Raw genomic sequence first — 19,003 nt, forward strand, 5'->3', positions numbered from 1 at the left:
TCATTTGAACGCGATCTTCATGCCCGCGACAAACGCCCGCGGCGATCCGGCATAGATCGAGCCCGTGATGTTCGCCAGTATGCTCGCAGGATTTTGAACGCCCGCTGCCGTCACCGAGTTCGCGATATTGTTCGCCGAGGCAATGTAGGTTCGATCGAACACGTTCCGCACCTCGAGATACAGATTCAGCGACTTGAAATAGTCGGAGATCAGATCCGTCGTGTAGTGAACGTTGAGATTGACCAGCTCGTAACCCGGCGCCCGCAGCAGATTGGCGTTGTCCATGTAGAAGCCATCCTTCCACTGGACTTCGACGAAGCCGCCAAGCCCCTGTAGCGGACCTGACGGCTGGTCATAGCCAAGCCGTGTCGTCAGCTCATTCGGCGAGACGCCGGGAATCTTGTTCCCGACCCGATTGAATGTGAAGCCGCTGATGCTTTCCGTGTAGTCGGTATATACTTCGTCCAGGTAGGTGTAGGCCGCCGTGAGCCGCCACCCCTGATAAAAGCCCCATTGAGCGGCGAGCTCAACGCCGCGATGTTCCGAGCGCGGTGCGTTGAAGGTGTATGTAAATCCCGCCACAGGCGTCGCCTGAGAAACAAGTTCATTGTTGAAGAATTCGTAGAAGGCGGTGGCGCTAACCTTCACGCTCTTGTTGGGCGACCAATCCGCGCCGAGGTCGTAGCCGAGGTTGGTCTGGGTTTTGAGCGACGTGTTGTTGCCCGATGACCCATTCGGCAGAACGAACAGATTGCTGACCTGCGGCGTACCGTAGCCGGTCGCCACGCGAGCACGTAGCTGCCATTCGTTGTCCGGCTTGTAGACGAGCGCGAACTCCGGCGCGGTGTTGGTGAACACAGGTGCTGCTTGCGTCACGGTCGCTCCCACGATTGCGGGATTGTTGGTGACCGGATAGGACAGCAAAGTGTTGACACCGTTTAGCGTGGTCGTTTCCCAACCGACCCCGGCGATCGCCGTCACCGACGGAATCAGCTTGATTTCTTCCCGCGCCCGGACGCCATAATTGGTTGTCGATTGATACAGACTGCTCTGTGGCAATCCGAGTGTCGCATTGCCCGCGGGCGAAACGTTCCAGGTCGTACCGGTCGTCGTAAGGGTATTGTACCAACCCCCGACCATCGTGGTCGAATCCATTCCGAACAATTCGCCGCGCTTGGTCAAATCGCTCATGAAGTTGTACGAGGGATAGTCACCCAGCGCGCTAGTCGATCCCGTCGGCTGATTGATGTTCCTGTCGTCGAAGACGAATTGGTTGCGCCACGTAGTCGTGTTGTCGAAATCGTGTTCCCAGCGGCCCCCAACGATCGTCCGGCGGTCGTCTCGGCCGAGGCCAGCTTGAACCGCAGTCTCGGTGGATTTGGTTCCGTTGAAGCCGTTGTTGAACAGCGAGACGGTTCCGCATCCCGCCGCGGCCGTAGCGCCGGTGGTGCAGCCCTGCTGGAACGGGTTCTGGTTGAACTGGTTGAGCGACGAGCGGATCGGCAGGCGCGCCGTCAGATCGTTGTTGATCAGCTTGAACGTGAAACGGTCGTCCGGCGTCACCTGCAGGGTGCCGAGGAAATTGACCGTCTGGGTGTTGAACCAGCTGTTGCCGAGATATCCGTCGCCGCGCGCGTCGCTGGCGAACAGCGAGCCTTCGAAATTGCCGACCTTCTTGCCCGCGGCCAGATAGTTGTTGAGATAGCCGAAGCTGCCTCCGTCGACGCCGTATTCGACGCCGTCGATCGTGCCGCCCGGCCGGGTCCGGAAATTCAACGCGCCGCCGGTCGCATAGTTGCCGTAGAGCGCCGATGACGGGCCGCGGACCACGTCGATCGCGCCATAGGCGTGGGGATCGATCAGGTCGCTGCGGGACAGGCCGTCCGGCTGGGTGACCGGAAAGCCGTCTTCGAAGATCACGAGATTCCGGATGCCGAAGCCATTGCGGGCGTTCGACCCGCGGATCGAGATGCCGAAATCGCGCGGGCCGTTGCCCTGCTTGACCGAGATACCCGGACTGTCCCGCAACACGTCCGCCACCGAGAAGGACGGCCGATTGTCGAACTGGCTGCGGTCGACGGTGGTTTGCGTCTGACCGGCGGGCCCCTGGTTCAGGCTGTCCCGCGCCGCGCTGGGCGTAACGCGCTGCGCGCGCCCAGCCGCTGCCACGGCCAAGGGCGCCAGCGGCCTTGCGGGCCGCCGGGCGGCAACCGCACGCGTCTTCTGCTTGGACCTTGCCGGTTTCGCTCGCGCGGCCTGCGGCGCATCGACCGTGACGGACGGCAGCGTCGTCTGCGCCTCTGCCCAACTTGTAAGCATGGAAAGCCCGACGCCCAGCGTGAACGCACTGGCTCCGGCCCGCGGATGAAATCGAAACATGGATGAATCCTGACACCGGCTCTGCGGCCGGCTTGCTCTAAGGCACTCGCCGACGCGCGACGCGCACCGGCAGCGAGAACGTCGTCAGGAAAAAAGCGGCGGCGCGCGGGCTTGCGCGGAGTGGCGCGCCGTCGAACGGTCGAATTCGCCCGCGAAATCAAGCCAGGCGATGCGCGTCGAAGGCCGCTCGACGGCGTGAGCCGTGATCTCCGGGTTATCAACGGGCGCACCGGTCTGCAGCACGCTGCATGCCGAGCAGCAGCCGTCATGGGCATCATGACCGGTCTGGTCACCCTGCCCGCCCCCGGAGCCGGCATTGCCATGGCAGATGGTGCCGGCCGCGAGCGGATCTGACGCAGCAAGGCTCGTCGCCCAGCAGGCCCCGATCGGTGCGAAAATCTGCACCAGCAGGGCAACCAGGACTATGGGCAGAAAAATCTTCAGCCGCCGGCGCATCGCAAAACCCATCCGGGACGGAACTAACCACCACAGCCGTCGGAAGTCGAGATCATCGACATCCCTCGTTTCTTCCGGCTGACGGAAATTGCCGGGCGTGACACTTGCGTCGCGGCCGCTCCACAGGCCTTCGTATCCCCTTACCCCGTCACGTGTTTTCGGCTCACTTTCGCAACCGCCGGTGGCACCATCCCAATCATTTCGCAAATTGCTCGAAATTTGAACAATCGTTGCCGAAAATGATGACAAGGCTGGAAAGATAGTCTACCAATTCGGGCTCAGGCCAGCCGCGAGGTGTGTCCTGGTGGTCCAAGTCTCGGGAGGAGCCCGACGCGCACAAGCAGCGTCACCCCATCAATCAAGATCAAACCGAATTTTTGGGGCAAATAGGGTCCACACAATTTTTGGAGCAGGGCTTGAAGCCCTGCTCTTTTTTTATGTGATGATCGCAAAGCGCTATGACTCCATCATCGAATCCAATCGAACGCAGTTTTGAACTCGCAGCAGCGGCTTGCGATGATCTGACGCCGTTGGTGTACCAGCGCTTGTTTCGCGAACATCCCGAGGCGCGGGCGATGTTTCGCACCGAAGGCAGCGAGCCGGTGAAAGGCTCGATGCTGGCGTTGACGATCGAAGCCATCCTCGATTTCGCGGGCGAGCGCCGCGGACATTTTCGCCTGATCGAATCCGAGGTGTTCTCGCATGATGCCTACGGGACGCCGCGCGAATTGTTCGTCGCATTCTTTGCCGTGATCACGGACTGCTTGCGCGACATTCTCGGCGAGCAATGGTCTGACGAGATCGATGCTGCGTGGCACAAGCTGCTTCGCGACATCGAGGCCATCGTGCTGCAGCAGAAACATCTCGTGGACGCGAAGGCGTAGCGTCACCGTTCCGATTGTGACACACTCCCTTTATCCGCGGCGCGTGCAACTGACGCCGACGGGCAGAAAAACGAAGAGGGAGCAAACAATGCCAGGGACCGACAAGGGGATGGACAAGGCGTCGACGACTCGGCGCGACCTTTTGCAATTGGCGGCGGCAGGCGGAGCTGCGGCCGGCCTGTTCGGTGGAATGGGCGTGACGTCCGCGCTCGCAGCCGAAACGGGACGTTCGGAAAAGCCGCTGAAGGCCGCGTTCTCCAACGCCGGACTGCAGGCGACGTGGTGCGCGCAGGGCAAGCAGGCCGCCGAATTCTGGGGCAAGCTGTTCAACGTCGAGGTGACCTGGTTCGACGGCCAGCTCGATGCCGTCAAGCAGCGCGCCGCGATCGACAACATGGCCTCGCAGAAATGGGACTTCGTCGCGATCCAGGCGTTCGGCATCGGCACGCTGACCCAGCCGGTGCAGAAGATGATCGACGCCGGCACCCCCGTGATCGACATGGACACGCTGATCGCGCCGCTCGACCAGATCAACGTCCATTCGTTCCTCGCCCCCGATAACGAGTTCATGGGCGCCTCGGTGACGCAGGCGCTGTGCAACGCGATCGGCGGCAAGGGCAAGGTCATCATGACCCAGGGCGCGCTCGGCCACACCGGCGCGCAGGGCCGCGCCAAGGGCTTCAACTCCGTCGTCAAGCAGTTCCCGAACATCGAGGTGCTGGATACCCAGCCCGCCGACTGGGACGTCTCCAAGACCGCCCGGCTCTGGGAAACCTATCTGACGAAGTATCCGCAGATCGACGCCGCCTTCTTCCACAATGACGACATGGCGCTTGCCGCCGCCAACATCATGAAGGCGCACAACCGCACCAACATCCTGATCGGCGGCGTCGACGCCATGCCGCCGGCGATCCAGGCGGTCAGCGAAGGCCGCATGTTCGCAACCGTGCGCAATCCGTCCTGCCGCATCCATGGCGGCGCGATCGTGGCGGGCGTCGCGGCCGTGGTCGGCGGCGAGAAGAGCGGCCAGGGCATTCCGAAGCACGTCGTGACCGATGGTCCCGTCGTGACCAAGGCCAATGCCGCCGGCATGCAATGGATGGAGGATCACTTCCTGATCTGAGCGGTCTCCATGTCGCAGGGACGCTCCCCGATCCTCGAGTTGAACCAGATCACGAAGGCCTTCGGCGGTGTCGAAGCCCTTCGTGGGGTCGACTTCGCGCTGCACGCCGGCGAGATCCACGGTCTCGTCGGCGAGAACGGCGCCGGAAAAAGCACGCTGATGAAGATCATCGCCGGCGTGCATCCGGAGTTCTCCGGCCGCTTCGTGCTCGACGGCAAGGAAACCCGCTTCCGCTCCACCCGCGACGCCCACGCCGCCGGCATCGGCATGGTGCATCAGGAACTCAGCGTCGCGCCTGATCTCACCGTCGCCGAGAACGTCTTCCTCGGCAACCAGCCGACCAACCGCCTCGGCTTCGTGCAATGGCGGCGGATGGCGCGCGAGGCCGGCGAGCAGCTCTCGCGATTTGGCATCGACGTCGATCCGATGACGCGGCTCGGCGACCTGCCGATCGGCCTGCAGCAGCTGATCGAGATCGCCCGCGTGCTGTTTTCCGGCGCGCGCATCATCATCCTGGACGAGCCGACCTCCGCCCTCTCCCCGCCCGAGGTCGAGCGCCTCTTCACGACGCTGCACAGGCTCCGTGACGAAGGCACCAGCATCGTCTTCATCTCGCATTTCATCGAGGACATCCTGCGGGTCTCCGACGTGGTGACCGTGTTCCGCAACGGGCGGAAAATCGCCGAGACCGCGTCCGCGGACACCACCAAGGGGCGCTGATCGAGGCCATGATCGGCCGCGGCGGCGAGGCGCTGGAGCACAGCTACACCGATGACCTGATGCTCTCGCAACCTGGTGGCGGTTCGACGGTGCTGAAGGTCGATCAGCTTTCGCTCCGCCGCAGCCTGCAGGAGGTCTCGTTCGAGGCCCGGGCCGGCGAAGTGCTCGGCATCTACGGCTTCATGGGCTGCGGGCAGTTGGAACTGTCGCGCATCCTGTTCGGCAAGCTCCGGCCCGACGGCGGCACGCTCGCGGTCGATGGTGCAGCCAAGACCTTCCGCAGCACCGCGGCGGCGCGGCGGGCCGGCGTCGCGCTGGTGCCGGAGAGCCGCCGTGCCATGCTGTTCCATCAGGAGCCGGTCTACAAGAACATCTCGATCAGCATCCTCGATCGGATCTCGGCGCTGCTGCTCAAGCCGGTGCGCGAGCGCGCGATCGCCCAGCGCCAGGTCGAGCAGCTGCAGATCAGGCCGCCGGTGGTCGGCCTCGATCTCGGCATGCTCTCCGGCGGCAACCAGCAGAAGGTGGCGCTGGCGAAATGGCTGACCTACCCGCCGCGCCTTCTGGTGCTGTGCGAGCCGACCCGCGGCATGGATGTCGGCGCCAAGAACGACGTGATCAACATCGTGCGCGACCTCCGCGCCAAGGGCCTTGCGATCATCGTGCTGTCGACCGAGCCGGAGACGGTGCTGTCGCTGGCCGACCGGATCCTGGTGCTGAAGCGCGGCGCGGTGGTGCGCGAATTCGCCGGCGAAGCGGTCAGCAAGGATCGGCTGCTGGAAGCCGCTTAGAGCATGATCCGGAAAAGTGCGAAGCGGTTTTCCGACAAGGTCATGCTCAAGAAAATAAACGAGGCGCGATGACCAACTCAGCGCGCCCAATGGAGAAGTGTTATGGCGAGCAGTGACAGCGCGACGAGCCCGGCCGATCACAAGCGGCCGCGCGGGCTGGCGCCGTTCCTGCGCTCGCAGATGCGCAACATCGCGCCGTTCTTGACGCTGATCTTCCTCAGCGGCTTCTTCGCGATCGCAAGCCCGTCGTTTGCGACCATCGACAATGTCGGCAACATCCTGACCCAGGTATCGGTCACCGGCATCATCGCGGTCGGCCTCACCTTCGTGATCCTGTGTGCCGAGATCGACCTGTCGATTGCCAGCATCGCCAACGTCACCGGCATTGCGGTGGCGTACTTCACGTTGCAGGAATCCTACGTCAACATCGCCAACATCCCGATGCCGGGCTTTGCCGCGATCCTGCTGGCGCTGGCGCTGTGCGCCGTGCTTGGCCTCGTCAACGCGCTGGGCCTGACCATGATCGGCATCCCCTCCTTCATCATGACGCTGGCCATGATGCAGATCGCGGCCGGCGTCTCGGCGCTCCTGGTGCGCGGCCAGATCGCCTACAAGGTGCCGCCGCTGATCACGACGCTCGGCTCGGGCTCGATCGGCGGCATCCCCTGGATCGTGATCGTCGCCGCCGTGATGCTGCTCGGCGGCCATCTGGTGCTGACCTACACGCGGTTCGGCCGCTACGTCTACATGGTCGGCGGCAACCGCGAGGCCGCGGAATTCGCCGGCCTCAACGTCAAGCTCATCCTCGGCAGCGTGATGGTGATCTCGGCGGTCTGCTCGGGGATCGGCGGCATGCTCGGCGTCGCGCATTTCGGCAGCGCGCAGCAGAACGAGTTCGACACTTATCTCCTGGATTCGATCGCGGCCGTTGTGGTCGGCGGCACCAGCCTGTTCGGCGGCCGCGGCGGCATCGGCAACACCATCGTCGGCCTGTTCGTGCTCGGCGTGCTCAACAACGGCCTCGACCACGTCAACATCGACAGCTTCCTGAAGATCCTGATCCGCGGCCAGATCCTGCTCGCCGCACTGATCATCAACGTCTACGCGCAGCGACTGCGGGAGCAGGCGGCGGAGTGATGATTGAGCCGAGCAAATAGCTCCCTCCTCTCGTCGTCCCGGCGAAGGCCGGGACCCATATGTGGACGGCCCTCGTGGCACAAGAGCTTTCTGGGATTGGTCGGATCGCTGTCATCCATATGTCCGGCCTGTTTGATGCGATCGTGTTGATCGCTGGGCCAAGATGGTTTCCGCGACGCGAGTGCCAAACAACCTGGCGACCTTGTGAAGGCCAATGGGTCCCGCGGCTTGTCTCGCGTTCTGGATCGATCGATCATTCCATCTGCTCTTGCAGCTCCGGTTCGTCCGGCGAGCGCTACGTCCGGCCGGCCGACCTGTTAGGTGACAGCGTTCATGCGTGCGGCATCATAGCTCTCGCCGGTCGCCATCAGCTTCCAGGCGATGCGGGCCACCTTGTTGGCGAGCGCCACGGCCGCAAGCTTCGGCGGCTTGCGCCTGAGCAACGCCACGAGCCAGCGCGAGGGGTGGCCGCGCCCGAGCCTTGCCTGCCGGATCACCGCGGTCGCCCCGGCCACGAGCAGGCGACGCAGGGTCTCGTCGCCAGCGCGGGTGATCTTGCCGAGCCTGGTTTTGCCGGCGGTGGAATGGTCCTTGGGCGTCAGGCCGAGCCAGGCCGCGAACAAGCGGCCGGAGCGGAAGGCGTGCGGGTCCGGCGTCTTCATCACAAGCGAGGTCGCGATGATCGGACCGACCGAGGGGATCTGGGCCAGACGACGGCTTGTGGCGTTGGCCTGGTGCCAGGCCAGCAGCCTGGCCTCGACCGCCTTCAGCTCACCCTGCAACTGCGCATAGTCACGGCCCTGCATGGCGAACAGCTCGCGCGCCATAGCGGGAACGCTCTCGTCCTGCGTGATCCGGGCCAACAGCGGCTCGATCTTGTCCAACCCCTTCGGCGCGATCAGGCCAAACTCCGCCGCGTAGCCGCGGATCGCATTGCTGAGCTGGGTACGGCGGCCGATCAGCCCATCGCGGACACCTGCAAGCATCAGCGCGGCCTGCTGTTCGGCGCTCTTCACCGGCACAAACCGCATCCGCGGTCGGCCCATCGCTTCGCACACCCCATCCGCATCTCGCCCGTCGTTCTTGTTCCGCAGCACATAAGGCTTCACCAACTGCGGCGCTATCAGCTTCACCTCATGGCCAAGCTTGCCAAGCTCGCGCCCCCAGTAATGAGCCGCCCCGCAGGCCTCCATCCCGATCACGGTCGGCGGAAGCTTGGCAAAAAACTCAAGCACCTGCTTGCGCGACAGCTTCTTGCGCAACACCGGCTGTTCCGCCGCGTCAACTCCATGCAGCACAAAAATATGCTTCGACGTATCCATCCCAATACGGATAATCTCTCTCACGGACGGTCTCCTTGTCTGAGATTTACAACAACCTCATTCTGGCACACTGATGCCGTAGGGGGCCGTCCACACCATCAACCACAGGGTTGTGTTGTTGGAAACAAGCCGTGGCCCTAGCGTCACGCAACAATTCGCATTGTGGTAATGGGTCCCGGCCTTCGCCGGGACGACAGCGAATATGTGGCGCGCTGGTGAATCATACATCCGCGTTCTCGCGACATGATCTGCCCGAGCTTTGCTCTTCGTTCCGCCCTCTCCTCGAACAGAGGGCGCAGGGAAAGCCGGGTGCCGATCGCACCCATGGGCCCCGAGCAATGGGTAGAAAGCTCGGGGGTAGGACCACAGGTGTAACCGGAGCAATCCGGCTTTTCCTGCGCGATGGGTTACGGCTTATACGTGCTCTCCCCGGCGAGACTGGGCCTTTTTGTCACCGTCTTCGCAGCCCGCATCGCGCAATTCGAAAAGACACCGGCCGCTAGGGCGTCAGGACTTCGACGTCCACATCATGCGCACTCGTCAGTTGCGCAATCCGCGTCCACCGCATCTCACACCGCGTTCGTGACGACCGCGAAGCGCCCCTCGATCGGGTGAGACGCACAAACCATACGCCGAGTTGCGCTTCGGATAACGCGAAATATTTTTGCGCGAAGGGCTTGCGCCGTCGGGCAAATCAGTGGCATGGGCGCGCCGATCGCAAATCGCGCCGACACCGTGTGCACGATCATTCATCCGTGCCATCGCGAATTCGCAGTGCTAGATCAGCGAATGCAAAGCCCTGACTGCAGCCTCACGGCTTTCCACCGGAACAAAGAAACTTACCGAATGCGACGACAAGACATACTTGTCGGCGGTGACCCCGTGATGTTGCAGAGTCTGAACCGCCTTGTATGGCAGGTTTGGAGAAATGCCGCCGAAGCAAGTGAGGCTCACCGAACTCAGAGTCTCGCGCTGCTTGCGGAGGTCTTTGCTCCCTTCCAGTGTGCGCAGCAACGCGTCGAGTGTCTCCGAATCGCAAGTCATCATGATGCGGGTTTTGTCGGCGGTGAAAGCCGAGGCGAGGAGTTGCGGCCAAGGCAAGCCATTTTGCTTGAGATGCTGCGCGAACTTCTCAAAGCCTTGATTGAGGTTCGCCGAATCGATCTCCACGTGCTCAATGCGAGCCATTGAGTTGACGGCCAGGACTTTTCCGTTCTCCATATCCGCGACCTCCTTGGTCACCTGCGTGCTGTGTCGAGCACCGCCCCACTTTCTCAAGACCAGAGGTACGTTTTGGCTGTGGGCCAGCTCCACGCTGCGGAAATGCAGGACTTTTGCGCCCCAGAGACACATTTCGGATAGGGATGCGAAATCCAGCTGACGCAAGGGTTTTGCATCCGCGACGATGCGAGGATCAGCCGAGCACACTCCGTCGACTTCCTTGATAATCTCGCAGCACTCCGCCTTGAGCGCCGCAGCCATGGCGACCGCAGTGGTATCGCTGCCACCCCGGCCAAGCGTCGTGATTTCCTTGGTCAGCGGATCCACGCCCTGGAAGCCCGCCAAGACTACGATGCGTCCGCGATCGAGCTCTTCGCGCACCCGAATGGGCCGCACATCCAAAATGCGTGCGGATGAATGGGATCCGTCGGTCATCACACCGGCCTGACTGCCGGTAAAGCTGATCGCCGACACGCCGAGATCAGACAGCGCCATGCTCATCAAGGACATGCTGATGCGCTCGCCGGTGGTCAATAACATATCGAGTTCGCGGCGATTGGGATGCGGGCTGATCTGATAGGCCATCCTGACGAGTTCGTCGGTGGTCTTGCCCATCGCTGAAACGATCGCCACGACACGATGACCACGGCCATGCAAATCAGCGACACTGCTCGCCACTGCGCGGATTCTTGCCGGTGTTTCGAGACAGGCGCCGCCATATTTTTGTACGATGATGGGATTGCTAGGCATTCTTGCCCGCGTCGTGTTGAAATGCGCAGCTGAACCGGATCAGATCGTTCTCCCCTTCGACGCTTTTGCGGTTTTTGATCGTTTCGCCGCGACCCGCAGAGCGCCCCGGTTGCGCTTCTTGATATCCGCTTCCGCGTGTTGAGCTTTCGTCCCGCCGCGGTGAGCGGCGTATTCCTTGCCGTCTATCGGCGCGACATGCGGTGGATCTCGATCGAGATACGGTCGTCCGATTCCAAAATCCGGTCCGCGCGCATCGATCCATTTCCAAAGGGCCTCAGTGGAAACCCAACGCTCCGCGCGCGTCGCGCCTTTGACGCTCACGATATCAGCGGCAAGCCCGTGGCCGTAGCCACCGCGGAAGCTCCCTCCATGGTATGACTTGTCGGACGCCGCCTTCAGGCCGCTCGCGATCGATTGACGGTAGTCATCGCGGAACGCGCTGGTTATCCCGGGCGACAACCCGGCCTGCTCCGCCGCGTAGAGCGCATGAAAGAGCTTGAGCTTGAAGCCCCGATCCACCCCTCCAATCACGTAGTCGATCATCGGCATGCCCATTCTTTCCGCCGCCTTCGGATCTTTCCACGTGAAATCGTTATCGACGCGCCTGCTGAATGTCCTGGTGACGGTCACCGTCTTGCGCTTCCTTTTGACCGTTACTTTCCGCTGCTCTTGTATGCTGATGGTGTCTTCCTTGGGCGTCCGCTCGTAGAGCGCCCACAGGTACCGGTCGATGCACACATCAACGACGAGGCACTCTTCGAAAATATCCAGGGGTCTCGCGGCCTCCTTGGTGTCGCTCGACACTGGAGGCGTCCTCGCTGTCGCCGTCTGCTCGGGCGATGTTTCAACCGACAGCATCTGCGACGAATCCGGCAACGCAGCCACGACGATTGATTTCGGTCCGCTCAAGGTCGCTATCGCATCAGGGGCCGGCGGCTCCGGCATCGATTCAACCGCCATCGCCGCATCGGCGTTGGCGACAGCGCTGCCCATGACGCCTGCCTGCGGCGCGGCCGTCGCGTCGGAGGCCGGCCACATCACGGGTTCGGCAGCCATCGCCACGTCAGCGTTCACGTTGGCGACTGCAGTTGCCTGTCGCGCATCAGCCAGTTCGGCATTGGCGGCGAGAGATGGTGCTAGTCCCTCGATGGGCACTGCTCCGGTGTTCCCGATGCCGGCAGAGCCGGCAAGCCAGGCAAAGAGCCAACTTGCGAGAACGACCGTCCCGCACAACTCCGGCGTCACCGTCGCAATTCGCCGCGGGTTCATCATCCCGTAGCCTCCAAAGGCCCGATCCGAGCCCTGTTGCACAGCCAAGCACGCGACGGGGTCGATCATTTGGATCAAAATGGAAACGCGCAATGGGCGGAAGCCGTTGGCCCTACGCTTTTCCAAAGGGTGTTGCTCGAGCGCAACGCGCGATCGCCCGCAGCGTGCCGCTGCCTTCGGTGATTTTCACCAGCGACAGAGCTCTGATGTTCGCTCCAGGTCAGGGTCGAAGTTGTGCCCCTCATCGCTCGCGTCGGCTCGCTCATGGTTAATTCCGTACTCAAGCGCCGTGGCAATGGCCTAAATATTCGCTAACCTCTGGGGGCAGCGGAGGACTACGCCTTTGCCAGCGTCGAGGGCACACCGTGAGAGGATCGGCTGGAAGATGGCGGTCGCGGCCGGGCTTGCTCTAAGTCAGGCCGCGGTAGCAGCACCGCCCGATAGCCCGAATGCCACGCTTGCCCCATGGTTTGAGAGCCTCAGGCAACCAGGCACCGGTGCGTCGTGCTGCTCGATTGCGGATTGTGGAACGGTAGAGTTCCGACAGGACCGAGACGGCTACGAGGTATTGATCGACGGTCGCTGGAAAATGTCGAAGCCATTCTGGCTGCGGGTCCCGCCGAACCGGATCATCGACAGAATCGACAATCCGACGAACCGCGCTGTGGTCTGTTTCACGCCTGAGGCCGGCATTCTCTGTTTCGTACGTCCGGCCGAAAGCTAGTTCATGCCGCGGCGGCTGGATCGTCGTTCCTGAGCTGTAGGCACTCGAGGGATGACAAGATACCAGCGACTACCGCTACCGTCAGGGACAGCACCTCATCGTCCGCAGACGGCCTGCCAAACGATCCTTGCCGTACGCGACGATCGATGCTCACCAGATCACCTGGCGAAATCCGGCTGCCAGTGGCGCAGCTCGCGCGCGGCGTAGGTGACTGTGCCGATCGTCGTATGGGACGCTGCTTCCAGCATCATGTTGCGCGCGAGCTTGAGGCTGCGCGCCTCGCAGATCGCGCGCTGCTTCTCGTCCGCGATCCATTCGAAATCGATGTTGTGCGCAAGGCCAAGAATACGCCGGATGGTCTTGGCCGCGGCAAAGCCGACCGTGTCCTGAAACAGCCGCGCCATGTAGCTCTGTCGTTCCGCCTCCAGCCGCGCGGCGCCGGCCTCGCCTGCGAACAGCGCCAGCGGATAGCCGTCTCCCTTGGCCTCGTTGCGCCACAGCACGAGAAACTTGCGAGAGAACTCGGTCCAGACGCCTTCGATGGTTTCCAAGAGCCACGCCTCGAACGACGCGCGCTCGCCCGCCGTGCGCTCATGGCCGGCGGAGGCCAGATAGGCCATCAGGAGATTGCCGATCACGGCGCCGATGTCGAAGCCCATTGGGCCATAGAAGGCGAATTCGGGATCGATCACCTTGGTCTCGCTGTCGGTCACCATGATCGAACCGGTGTGCAGATCGCCGTGCAGCAGCGCCTCCGGGCTCGCCATGAACTTCAGCTTGAGCCTGGAGATCGCGACGTGCAGGTCGAGATCCTCGCGGAACGCCGCCGCCGTCGCGTCGAGATACGGTGCGGTCCAGCGGTTCTGCTCGGCGATGCGATAGGGATCGGTGAAGATCAAATCCTCGGTGATCTTGCAGAGCGCGTGGTTGCCGGCGAAATCGGCGATCCCCTGCTTCTTTTCCGCGGCCGACAGCGCCAGATCGGACGTGAGGAACAGCGTCTGCGCCAGGAAGGTCGAGATATCCTCGACAAAGCGCGGATAGCGCGTGGCGCCGATCAGCCCTTTGCGCATGATGATGTGCGGCTCGAGCAGCTCCATCGCGGTGAGCGCGAGCGGCGCGTCGTGGTGCAGCACCGCCGGCACGAGCCTCGGCGCCAGTCGCGCCTGATGCACCAGCGCCAGATGTTCATAATGTGCCCGCGACAGCGGCAGCGGCCAGCTCTCGCCGACCAGCCGCACATAAGGCAGTGCCTGCTTGACCGCGATGCCGCCGCTGTTGCCCTTGACGATGAAGACGAGGTTGAGATTGCCGTCGCCGACCTCGCTGATCGACCAGTCGGTCGGCGCTCCACCGAGTTGGGTAACGATGGCGGGAAGGCTCGCGAGATAGTCGCGCAGATCGGCTTCGCGCAGGATTCGATAGGCGCTCTGCCCGGAGCCTGGCTGGGCCTGCAGGTTCATCGTGGTCGCCTCCCCAATACTTGAGCCCGAGCCATTGGCTGCTCGTTGTGCTATTCCGGGCACGCTGCCGCAAGGGCTGACGGTCCGGTTCGACGCCCACAATCGCAGGTGACGGGACGCGCCGCAATGCTCCAGACGAAGTCCCTAAAGCCACGGATCGATCAGACCCCATCCGGCCGGCGTTGTTTCAGAACGTACGATGTATTTCCGAGTGGAGGACGCAATGCTCGTCGCCGTATTCTCGGTATTCGCGGCCAGCCGCAAGGACCCGCTCGTCGATATGGCCGAGCAAGTCCACGCAGGCTTCCTTGCCGCCGGGTTGGGCGAGCCGACGGTACGTCTCAGGCTGTCCGATCCCCCGCTCACCGCCGAGATCGCCGCCGTGCAAACGATCGCGGGGACGAAGCGCATTTCCAGTATCGCCAGGGTGGTCAAGCGCTGGCCGGAATTGGAGCGCTTCGTGCGGACGACCGGCTCGGTTGGCCCTGGTAAGGCGGAAGCGCGGGTGCTGTCGAACGTGACCGAAACCGGCGCCGTCGAGGCGATCGACTTCGCGATCCTCAAGGAGATCGCACAGGGCGTCCCGAAGTCATTTCCATGCCACGCCATCGACCTGCATTTCTCGGTGCCCGGCTTTTCCGACGGTCCGCAATTGCCCGCTCAGCCTGACCTTCAGACGCTCCGGGGCCTGATGCGCGCCGGCGTCGACATCGGCGCAGGGCACCCGACCTCGCCCGGCATCAGCGTGCACGACAAGTGGTGGGTGAATGGGCGGCAGCGGTCGCTCGCCGCGCTGCGCATTGTCGAAGCCGATCCGCAGGCGAAGAAATTGCCGGCTCCCCCGGCCGATCTCGCAACCTTGCTCTCAGCCTGCGGCAAGGTGCGAAAGACGATCCAGGTGCCGATGGTCGCGACACCCGCCGCCACGGCGGCTGCCGTGTCCCCCGGCGGCTTGACTCCGGACATGGACGACGCCATCCGCACGGTCGTGCGTGGGTATCGGGCGAAGATGACCGAGCTGCTCGATACACTTCCGCACGATCTGCCACATCAGGTCGAGAACGTGGCTGCGACACCCCCCGGCGGGAGCCCGAGCGCCGGCCCCAAGAAGCCTGATCTCGTTCGGGCCTTCACGCCACTCGGCTACGATTGCCGCGGCGAGAGCGGATCATTCAGGCTACAGCGGCGCACTCCGGGCAATCTCACTGTCAGGCTTCAGGTCGATGTTGGCAGCTGGAACAGTTCGGTCGCGGCCTTCATGCAGGTGATCGGCATGGTGAACGGGCATGGCTTCAAGGCCACGCTGCCGCTCCATGCCTCGCGCCGCGCGGTTCGTGGTGAAGTGAGAGGGGTCGAGTTGCCGAGCCAGTTTCCGATCGGCAGCGCCGAGCGGTGGACGCAAATCGTCGACAATCTGGCAACGCTTGTCGCAGCGCTTGATCGCAGCTTCGTGCCCGAGGTCGAGGCAATTTCGGGCCCTTCACCCGAATGGTTTCGGCCGGAGCAAACCTAACCGCGCCGTTCACGAACTCGGCGCTCTAGAACGGCATCCCCATCAGCTTCGACAGCCGCTCAATCGAGAGATAGCCGGAATAATAGGCCCACATCGCAATCACGAAGATCACGGCCGAGATCAGCGTGGTCCACAGCAGCTTGCGGCCCATCCGCGCCAGGATCGGCGCGCCGGGATCGGTGCCGGGCGCGCCGATGCCGTCCTCATGCTGGCTGCGAATGCCGAACGGCAGCGTCAGGAACAGCACGAGCCACCAAAGGACGAAGTAGATCGCAAGCCCGGTGGAGATCTGGTACACCATGTGGGCTCAGGCCTGTTCGATCTCGACCAAGGCGCCGGAAAAGTCCTTGGGGTGGAAGAACAGCACCGGCTTGCCGTGTGCGCCGATCTTCGGCTGGCCGTCGCCCAGCACCCGCGCGCCCTCGGCTATCATGCGGTCGCGGGCCGCGATGATGTCGGGCACGTCGTAGCAGACATGGTGGATGCCGCCGTCGGCGTTGCGTTCGACGAATTTTGCGATCGGCGAGGCCTCGCCGAGTGGCTCGATGAACTCGATCTTGGTGTTGGGCAGCGTCACGAACACGGTGATGACGCCATGCTCCGGCAGCGGCACCGCGTCGGAAATCTCGGCATTGAAGGCCGTGCCGTAGATCTTGGCGGCCTGCCTAGCGTCCTTGACCGCGATGGCGACGTGATTGAGGCGGCCCAGCATATCTCTCTCCCTTTGTCGTTGCGCACGCCTTAAAGGCGTGTGTCAGACCGTCAGAACGTGCACGACGCAGATCGGCTTCTTGCCCCACTGCTCGTTCAGCGCGGCCCGCACCGCACGGCGCACCGATTCCCCGAGTGCGTCCGGATCGCGGCGCCGCGGCCGCGGCAGGCCCTCGATCGTCGATACCACGACATCGAACACGATGTCGTCGAGCAATTCGCCCGCGGCATTTTTCTCCGGCATGCCGACGAGATCGACCTCGGGACCGTCGACCATCTCGCCCTGCGCGGTCATGGCGATGGCGACGAAGGCGCAGCCGGCAAAACCCATCCGCCGCCGCTCGACCACGGCGCGCGACTTGGAGTCCTCAAGGATGGTTCCGTCCTTGTAGAGCCGTCCCGACGGCACTTCGCCGACGATGCCGGGATCGCCGGGCCCGAGCTTGACGAGGTCGCCGTTGCGGCAGGTCAGGACTTTCGGGACACCCGCGGCGCGCGCCAGCTTGGCGTGCTCGGCGAGATGCAGCGCCTCGCCATGCACGGGGATCAGGAGCTGCGGCCGCACCCAGGAGATCATGTCGCGCAGCTCGTCGCGGCGCGGATGGCCGGAGACGTGCACCAGATGCTCGCGGTCGGTGATGATTTCGACGCCCTGGGTCACCAGCCCGTTGATGATGCCGCCGACCGCCTTCTCGTTGCCGGGAATGGTGCGGGAGGAGAAGATCACGGTGTCCCCCCGGTTCAGGGTCACCTGCGGATGGTCGTCATTAGCGATCCGCGCTAACGCGGCGCGGGGTTCGCCCTGGCTGCCGGTGCACAGCGCCAGCACCTTGTCGGCCGGGAAATGGCCGTAATAGTCGGCGCTGCGGAACTTGTGCGAGCCGTCGAGATAGCCGCATTCGCGCGCGACCTGCACCACGCGCTCCATGGCGCGGCCGACCACGACGACCTCGCGATCGGCAGCGTTTGCGGCGTCCGCCACCGCCCTCACGCGGGCGACATTGGAGGCGAAAGTCGTGACCGCGACCCGGCCCTTGGCCGCCTTGACCAGCTTCTTGATGGTGGCGGCAACCTCGGTCTCCGAGGGCGAGCGCCCGTCACGCACCGCGTTGGTGGAATCGCTCACCAGCGCCAGCACGCCTTCGTCACCGAGCTCGCGCAGCCGCCGCTCGTCGGTCGGCAGGCCGATGATCGGGGTCGGATCGATCTTCCAATCGCCGGTATGCAGCACGGTGCCGACATCGGTCTTGATCGCCAGCGCATGCGATTCCGGAATCGAATGCGCGACCGGGATGAACTCGACATTGAACGGGCCGATATCGACCCGCCCGCCCGACGGGATCACGGTGATCGGGATCTTCGGCGGATTGCGCTCGGCGGCGCATTTGGCCTCGAACAGCGCCGCGCTGAATTGCGTCGCGTAGATCTTGCAGCCGAGCTTCGGCCAGAGATCGATGATCGCGCCGAAATGGTCCTCATGGGCGTGCGTCAGCACCAGGCCCATCAGATTGTTGCGCTCCTTCTCCAGGAAGCGGACATCCGGCATGATCAGGTCGATGCCCGGAAGATGCTCCTCGTCGCCAAAGGAGACGCCGAGATCGACCGCGAGGAACGAGCGTTGGTGGCGGTTGCCGAGCCCATAGATCGACAAATTCATGCCTATCTCGCCGACGCCGCCGAGCGGTGCAAAGGTAAGCTCGTCAGGTCGCGCCATCAGTTGGCCCTCACTGTGGCTGCGGTGCCGAAATAGACCTCGCCGGCCGTTACGGGCAAGCGCTGCCCGGCCGCAGTGCGGACGATCAGGCAGCCGGTGTCGTCGATGGTGTCAAAGGTACCTTCAACGGTCGTCGTGCCGGTCTGGACCGCGACCCTGTCGCCGAGGCCGGCTGCGCGCTCCAGCCACAGCCTGCGGATCTCCGGAAAGCCGCGGCCATCGTCCCAGATGCCGCGAAACTCGACCCAAGCATCCGACAATGCCACAAACAGCTCTTCCGCACCGATCTGGATGCCGAGTGCAGCGAGCGATACCGCAGGCGTCGGCGTACCCTCGGGCGCCGCAATGACGTTGGTGCCGATGCCGACGACGACTGCAAGCCGGTCGCCGACCGCCTCGGCCTCCAGCAGGATGCCCGAGAGCTTCTTGCCGTTGGCCAGCACGTCGTTCGGCCATTTCAGGGTGAATTTCGGGCTGTCCGGCCCGAGCCGCAGCGCCGCCTCGATGCTGACCTTCCGCAACGCGGCTTCGAGCGACAGCCCAGCGGCAAAGCCGAGCGTCGCGGCAACCGCCGGCTGAACGTCGGTCACCTCGAGAATGCTGCTGGCGAGATTGCCGCGCGGTGCGACCCAGACCCGCTGACGGCGTCCGCGGCCAGCGGTCTGCTCCGGCGTCACGAACCACATCGGCCCGCGTTCGCCATCGCGCGCGCGCAGCATCGCCTCGGCATTGGTCGAGCCGATCTGATCGAAGGCGGCGAGCTTATAGCCCGCCGCAATGGCCCGAGGTCCGAGCGTGAAGGTCATGTCAAGGTTATGCGCATGAT

At 63.6% G+C, this 19,003-nt stretch carries 15 protein-coding genes and 1 pseudogene; 6 read left to right on the forward strand and 10 right to left on the reverse strand.

The window, feature by feature from the left end:
- Both HU230_RS14810 and HU230_RS14815 read right to left on the reverse strand, forming a co-directional pair.
- Complete coding sequence (locus tag HU230_RS14810) at positions 1–2,379, reverse strand: TonB-dependent receptor family protein (RefSeq protein ID WP_176531030.1); 2,379 nt, start codon at positions 2,377–2,379, stop codon at positions 1–3.
- 84 nt (positions 2,380–2,463) lie between these two features.
- Entirely contained in the window at positions 2,464–3,084 is a 621-nt protein-coding gene (locus tag HU230_RS14815) for a DUF2946 domain-containing protein (RefSeq protein ID WP_224943285.1), read from the reverse strand.
- 209 nt (positions 3,085–3,293) lie between these two features.
- Between HU230_RS14815 and HU230_RS14820 the strand changes: the two genes are divergently transcribed.
- The 4 genes and pseudogenes from HU230_RS14820 to HU230_RS14835 all read left to right on the forward strand — a co-directional run bounded on the left by HU230_RS14820 (position 3,294) and on the right by HU230_RS14835 (position 7,490).
- Positions 3,294–3,719: a globin gene (locus HU230_RS14820; protein ID WP_176531029.1), complete on the forward strand. Its 426-nt coding sequence runs from the start codon at positions 3,294–3,296 to the stop codon at positions 3,717–3,719.
- Between the two features lie 88 nt (positions 3,720–3,807).
- On the forward strand, positions 3,808–4,842 hold the full coding sequence (locus HU230_RS14825; protein ID WP_176531028.1) for a sugar ABC transporter substrate-binding protein: 1,035 nt from the start codon (positions 3,808–3,810) through the stop codon (positions 4,840–4,842).
- A gap of 9 nt (positions 4,843–4,851) precedes the next feature.
- A pseudogene (locus tag HU230_RS14830) lies at positions 4,852–6,353 on the forward strand (sugar ABC transporter ATP-binding protein).
- A gap of 102 nt (positions 6,354–6,455) precedes the next feature.
- Complete coding sequence (locus tag HU230_RS14835) at positions 6,456–7,490, forward strand: ABC transporter permease (RefSeq protein WP_176531026.1); 1,035 nt, start codon at positions 6,456–6,458, stop codon at positions 7,488–7,490.
- A 317-nt stretch (positions 7,491–7,807) separates the two neighbouring features.
- Here the strand turns inward: HU230_RS14835 and HU230_RS14840 are convergent, their stop codons facing one another.
- The 3 genes from HU230_RS14840 to HU230_RS14850 all read right to left on the reverse strand — a co-directional run bounded on the left by HU230_RS14840 (position 7,808) and on the right by HU230_RS14850 (position 12,055).
- Positions 7,808–8,836: an IS110 family RNA-guided transposase gene (locus tag HU230_RS14840; protein ID WP_176528479.1), complete on the reverse strand. Its 1,029-nt coding sequence runs from the start codon at positions 8,834–8,836 to the stop codon at positions 7,808–7,810.
- A gap of 753 nt (positions 8,837–9,589) precedes the next feature.
- A complete protein-coding gene (locus HU230_RS14845) occupies positions 9,590–10,783 on the reverse strand; it encodes an aspartate kinase (protein ID WP_176531025.1) in 1,194 nt (397 codons plus the stop codon).
- Between the two features lie 39 nt (positions 10,784–10,822).
- Positions 10,823–12,055 carry a peptidase M15 gene (locus HU230_RS14850; protein ID WP_224943288.1) on the reverse strand — a complete coding sequence of 411 codons (1,233 nt, stop codon included), beginning with the start codon at positions 12,053–12,055 and terminating at the stop codon, positions 10,823–10,825.
- 382 nt (positions 12,056–12,437) lie between these two features.
- Here HU230_RS14850 and HU230_RS14855 point away from each other — a divergent pair, with 382 nt between their 5' ends.
- Complete coding sequence (locus HU230_RS14855; protein ID WP_176531024.1) at positions 12,438–12,776, forward strand: hypothetical protein; 339 nt, start codon at positions 12,438–12,440, stop codon at positions 12,774–12,776.
- 158 nt (positions 12,777–12,934) lie between these two features.
- Here the strand turns inward: HU230_RS14855 and mtnK are convergent, their stop codons facing one another.
- On the reverse strand, positions 12,935–14,239 hold the full coding sequence (gene mtnK / locus HU230_RS14860) for an S-methyl-5-thioribose kinase (protein WP_176531023.1): 1,305 nt from the start codon (positions 14,237–14,239) through the stop codon (positions 12,935–12,937).
- A gap of 223 nt (positions 14,240–14,462) precedes the next feature.
- Here mtnK and HU230_RS14865 point away from each other — a divergent pair, with 223 nt between their 5' ends.
- A complete protein-coding gene (locus HU230_RS14865; protein WP_176531022.1) occupies positions 14,463–15,752 on the forward strand; it encodes a hypothetical protein in 1,290 nt (429 codons plus the stop codon).
- Positions 15,753–15,777: 25 nt separating this feature from the next.
- Here HU230_RS14865 and HU230_RS14870 read toward each other — a convergent pair whose 3' ends face one another.
- The 4 genes from HU230_RS14870 to HU230_RS14885 are packed head-to-tail and all read right to left on the reverse strand — an operon-like array spanning position 15,778 to position 18,983.
- Positions 15,778–16,053 carry a DUF1467 family protein gene (locus tag HU230_RS14870; protein WP_176531021.1) on the reverse strand — a complete coding sequence of 92 codons (276 nt, stop codon included), beginning with the start codon at positions 16,051–16,053 and terminating at the stop codon, positions 15,778–15,780.
- Between the two features lie 6 nt (positions 16,054–16,059).
- A complete protein-coding gene (gene mce, locus HU230_RS14875) occupies positions 16,060–16,464 on the reverse strand; it encodes a methylmalonyl-CoA epimerase (protein ID WP_092114633.1) in 405 nt (134 codons plus the stop codon).
- A gap of 42 nt (positions 16,465–16,506) precedes the next feature.
- Positions 16,507–18,177, reverse strand: coding sequence for a ribonuclease J (locus tag HU230_RS14880; protein ID WP_176531020.1), 1,671 nt, complete (start codon positions 18,175–18,177; stop codon positions 16,507–16,509).
- Positions 18,177–18,983 carry a biotin--[acetyl-CoA-carboxylase] ligase gene (locus HU230_RS14885; protein ID WP_176531019.1) on the reverse strand — a complete coding sequence of 269 codons (807 nt, stop codon included), beginning with the start codon at positions 18,981–18,983 and terminating at the stop codon, positions 18,177–18,179. The genes HU230_RS14880 and HU230_RS14885 overlap by 1 nt, the downstream gene beginning before the upstream one ends.
- Positions 18,984–19,003: the final 20 nt, after the last annotated feature.

This window comes from Bradyrhizobium quebecense, from assembly GCF_013373795.3.
In the GTDB taxonomy this organism is placed as follows: domain Bacteria; phylum Pseudomonadota; class Alphaproteobacteria; order Rhizobiales; family Xanthobacteraceae; genus Bradyrhizobium; species Bradyrhizobium quebecense.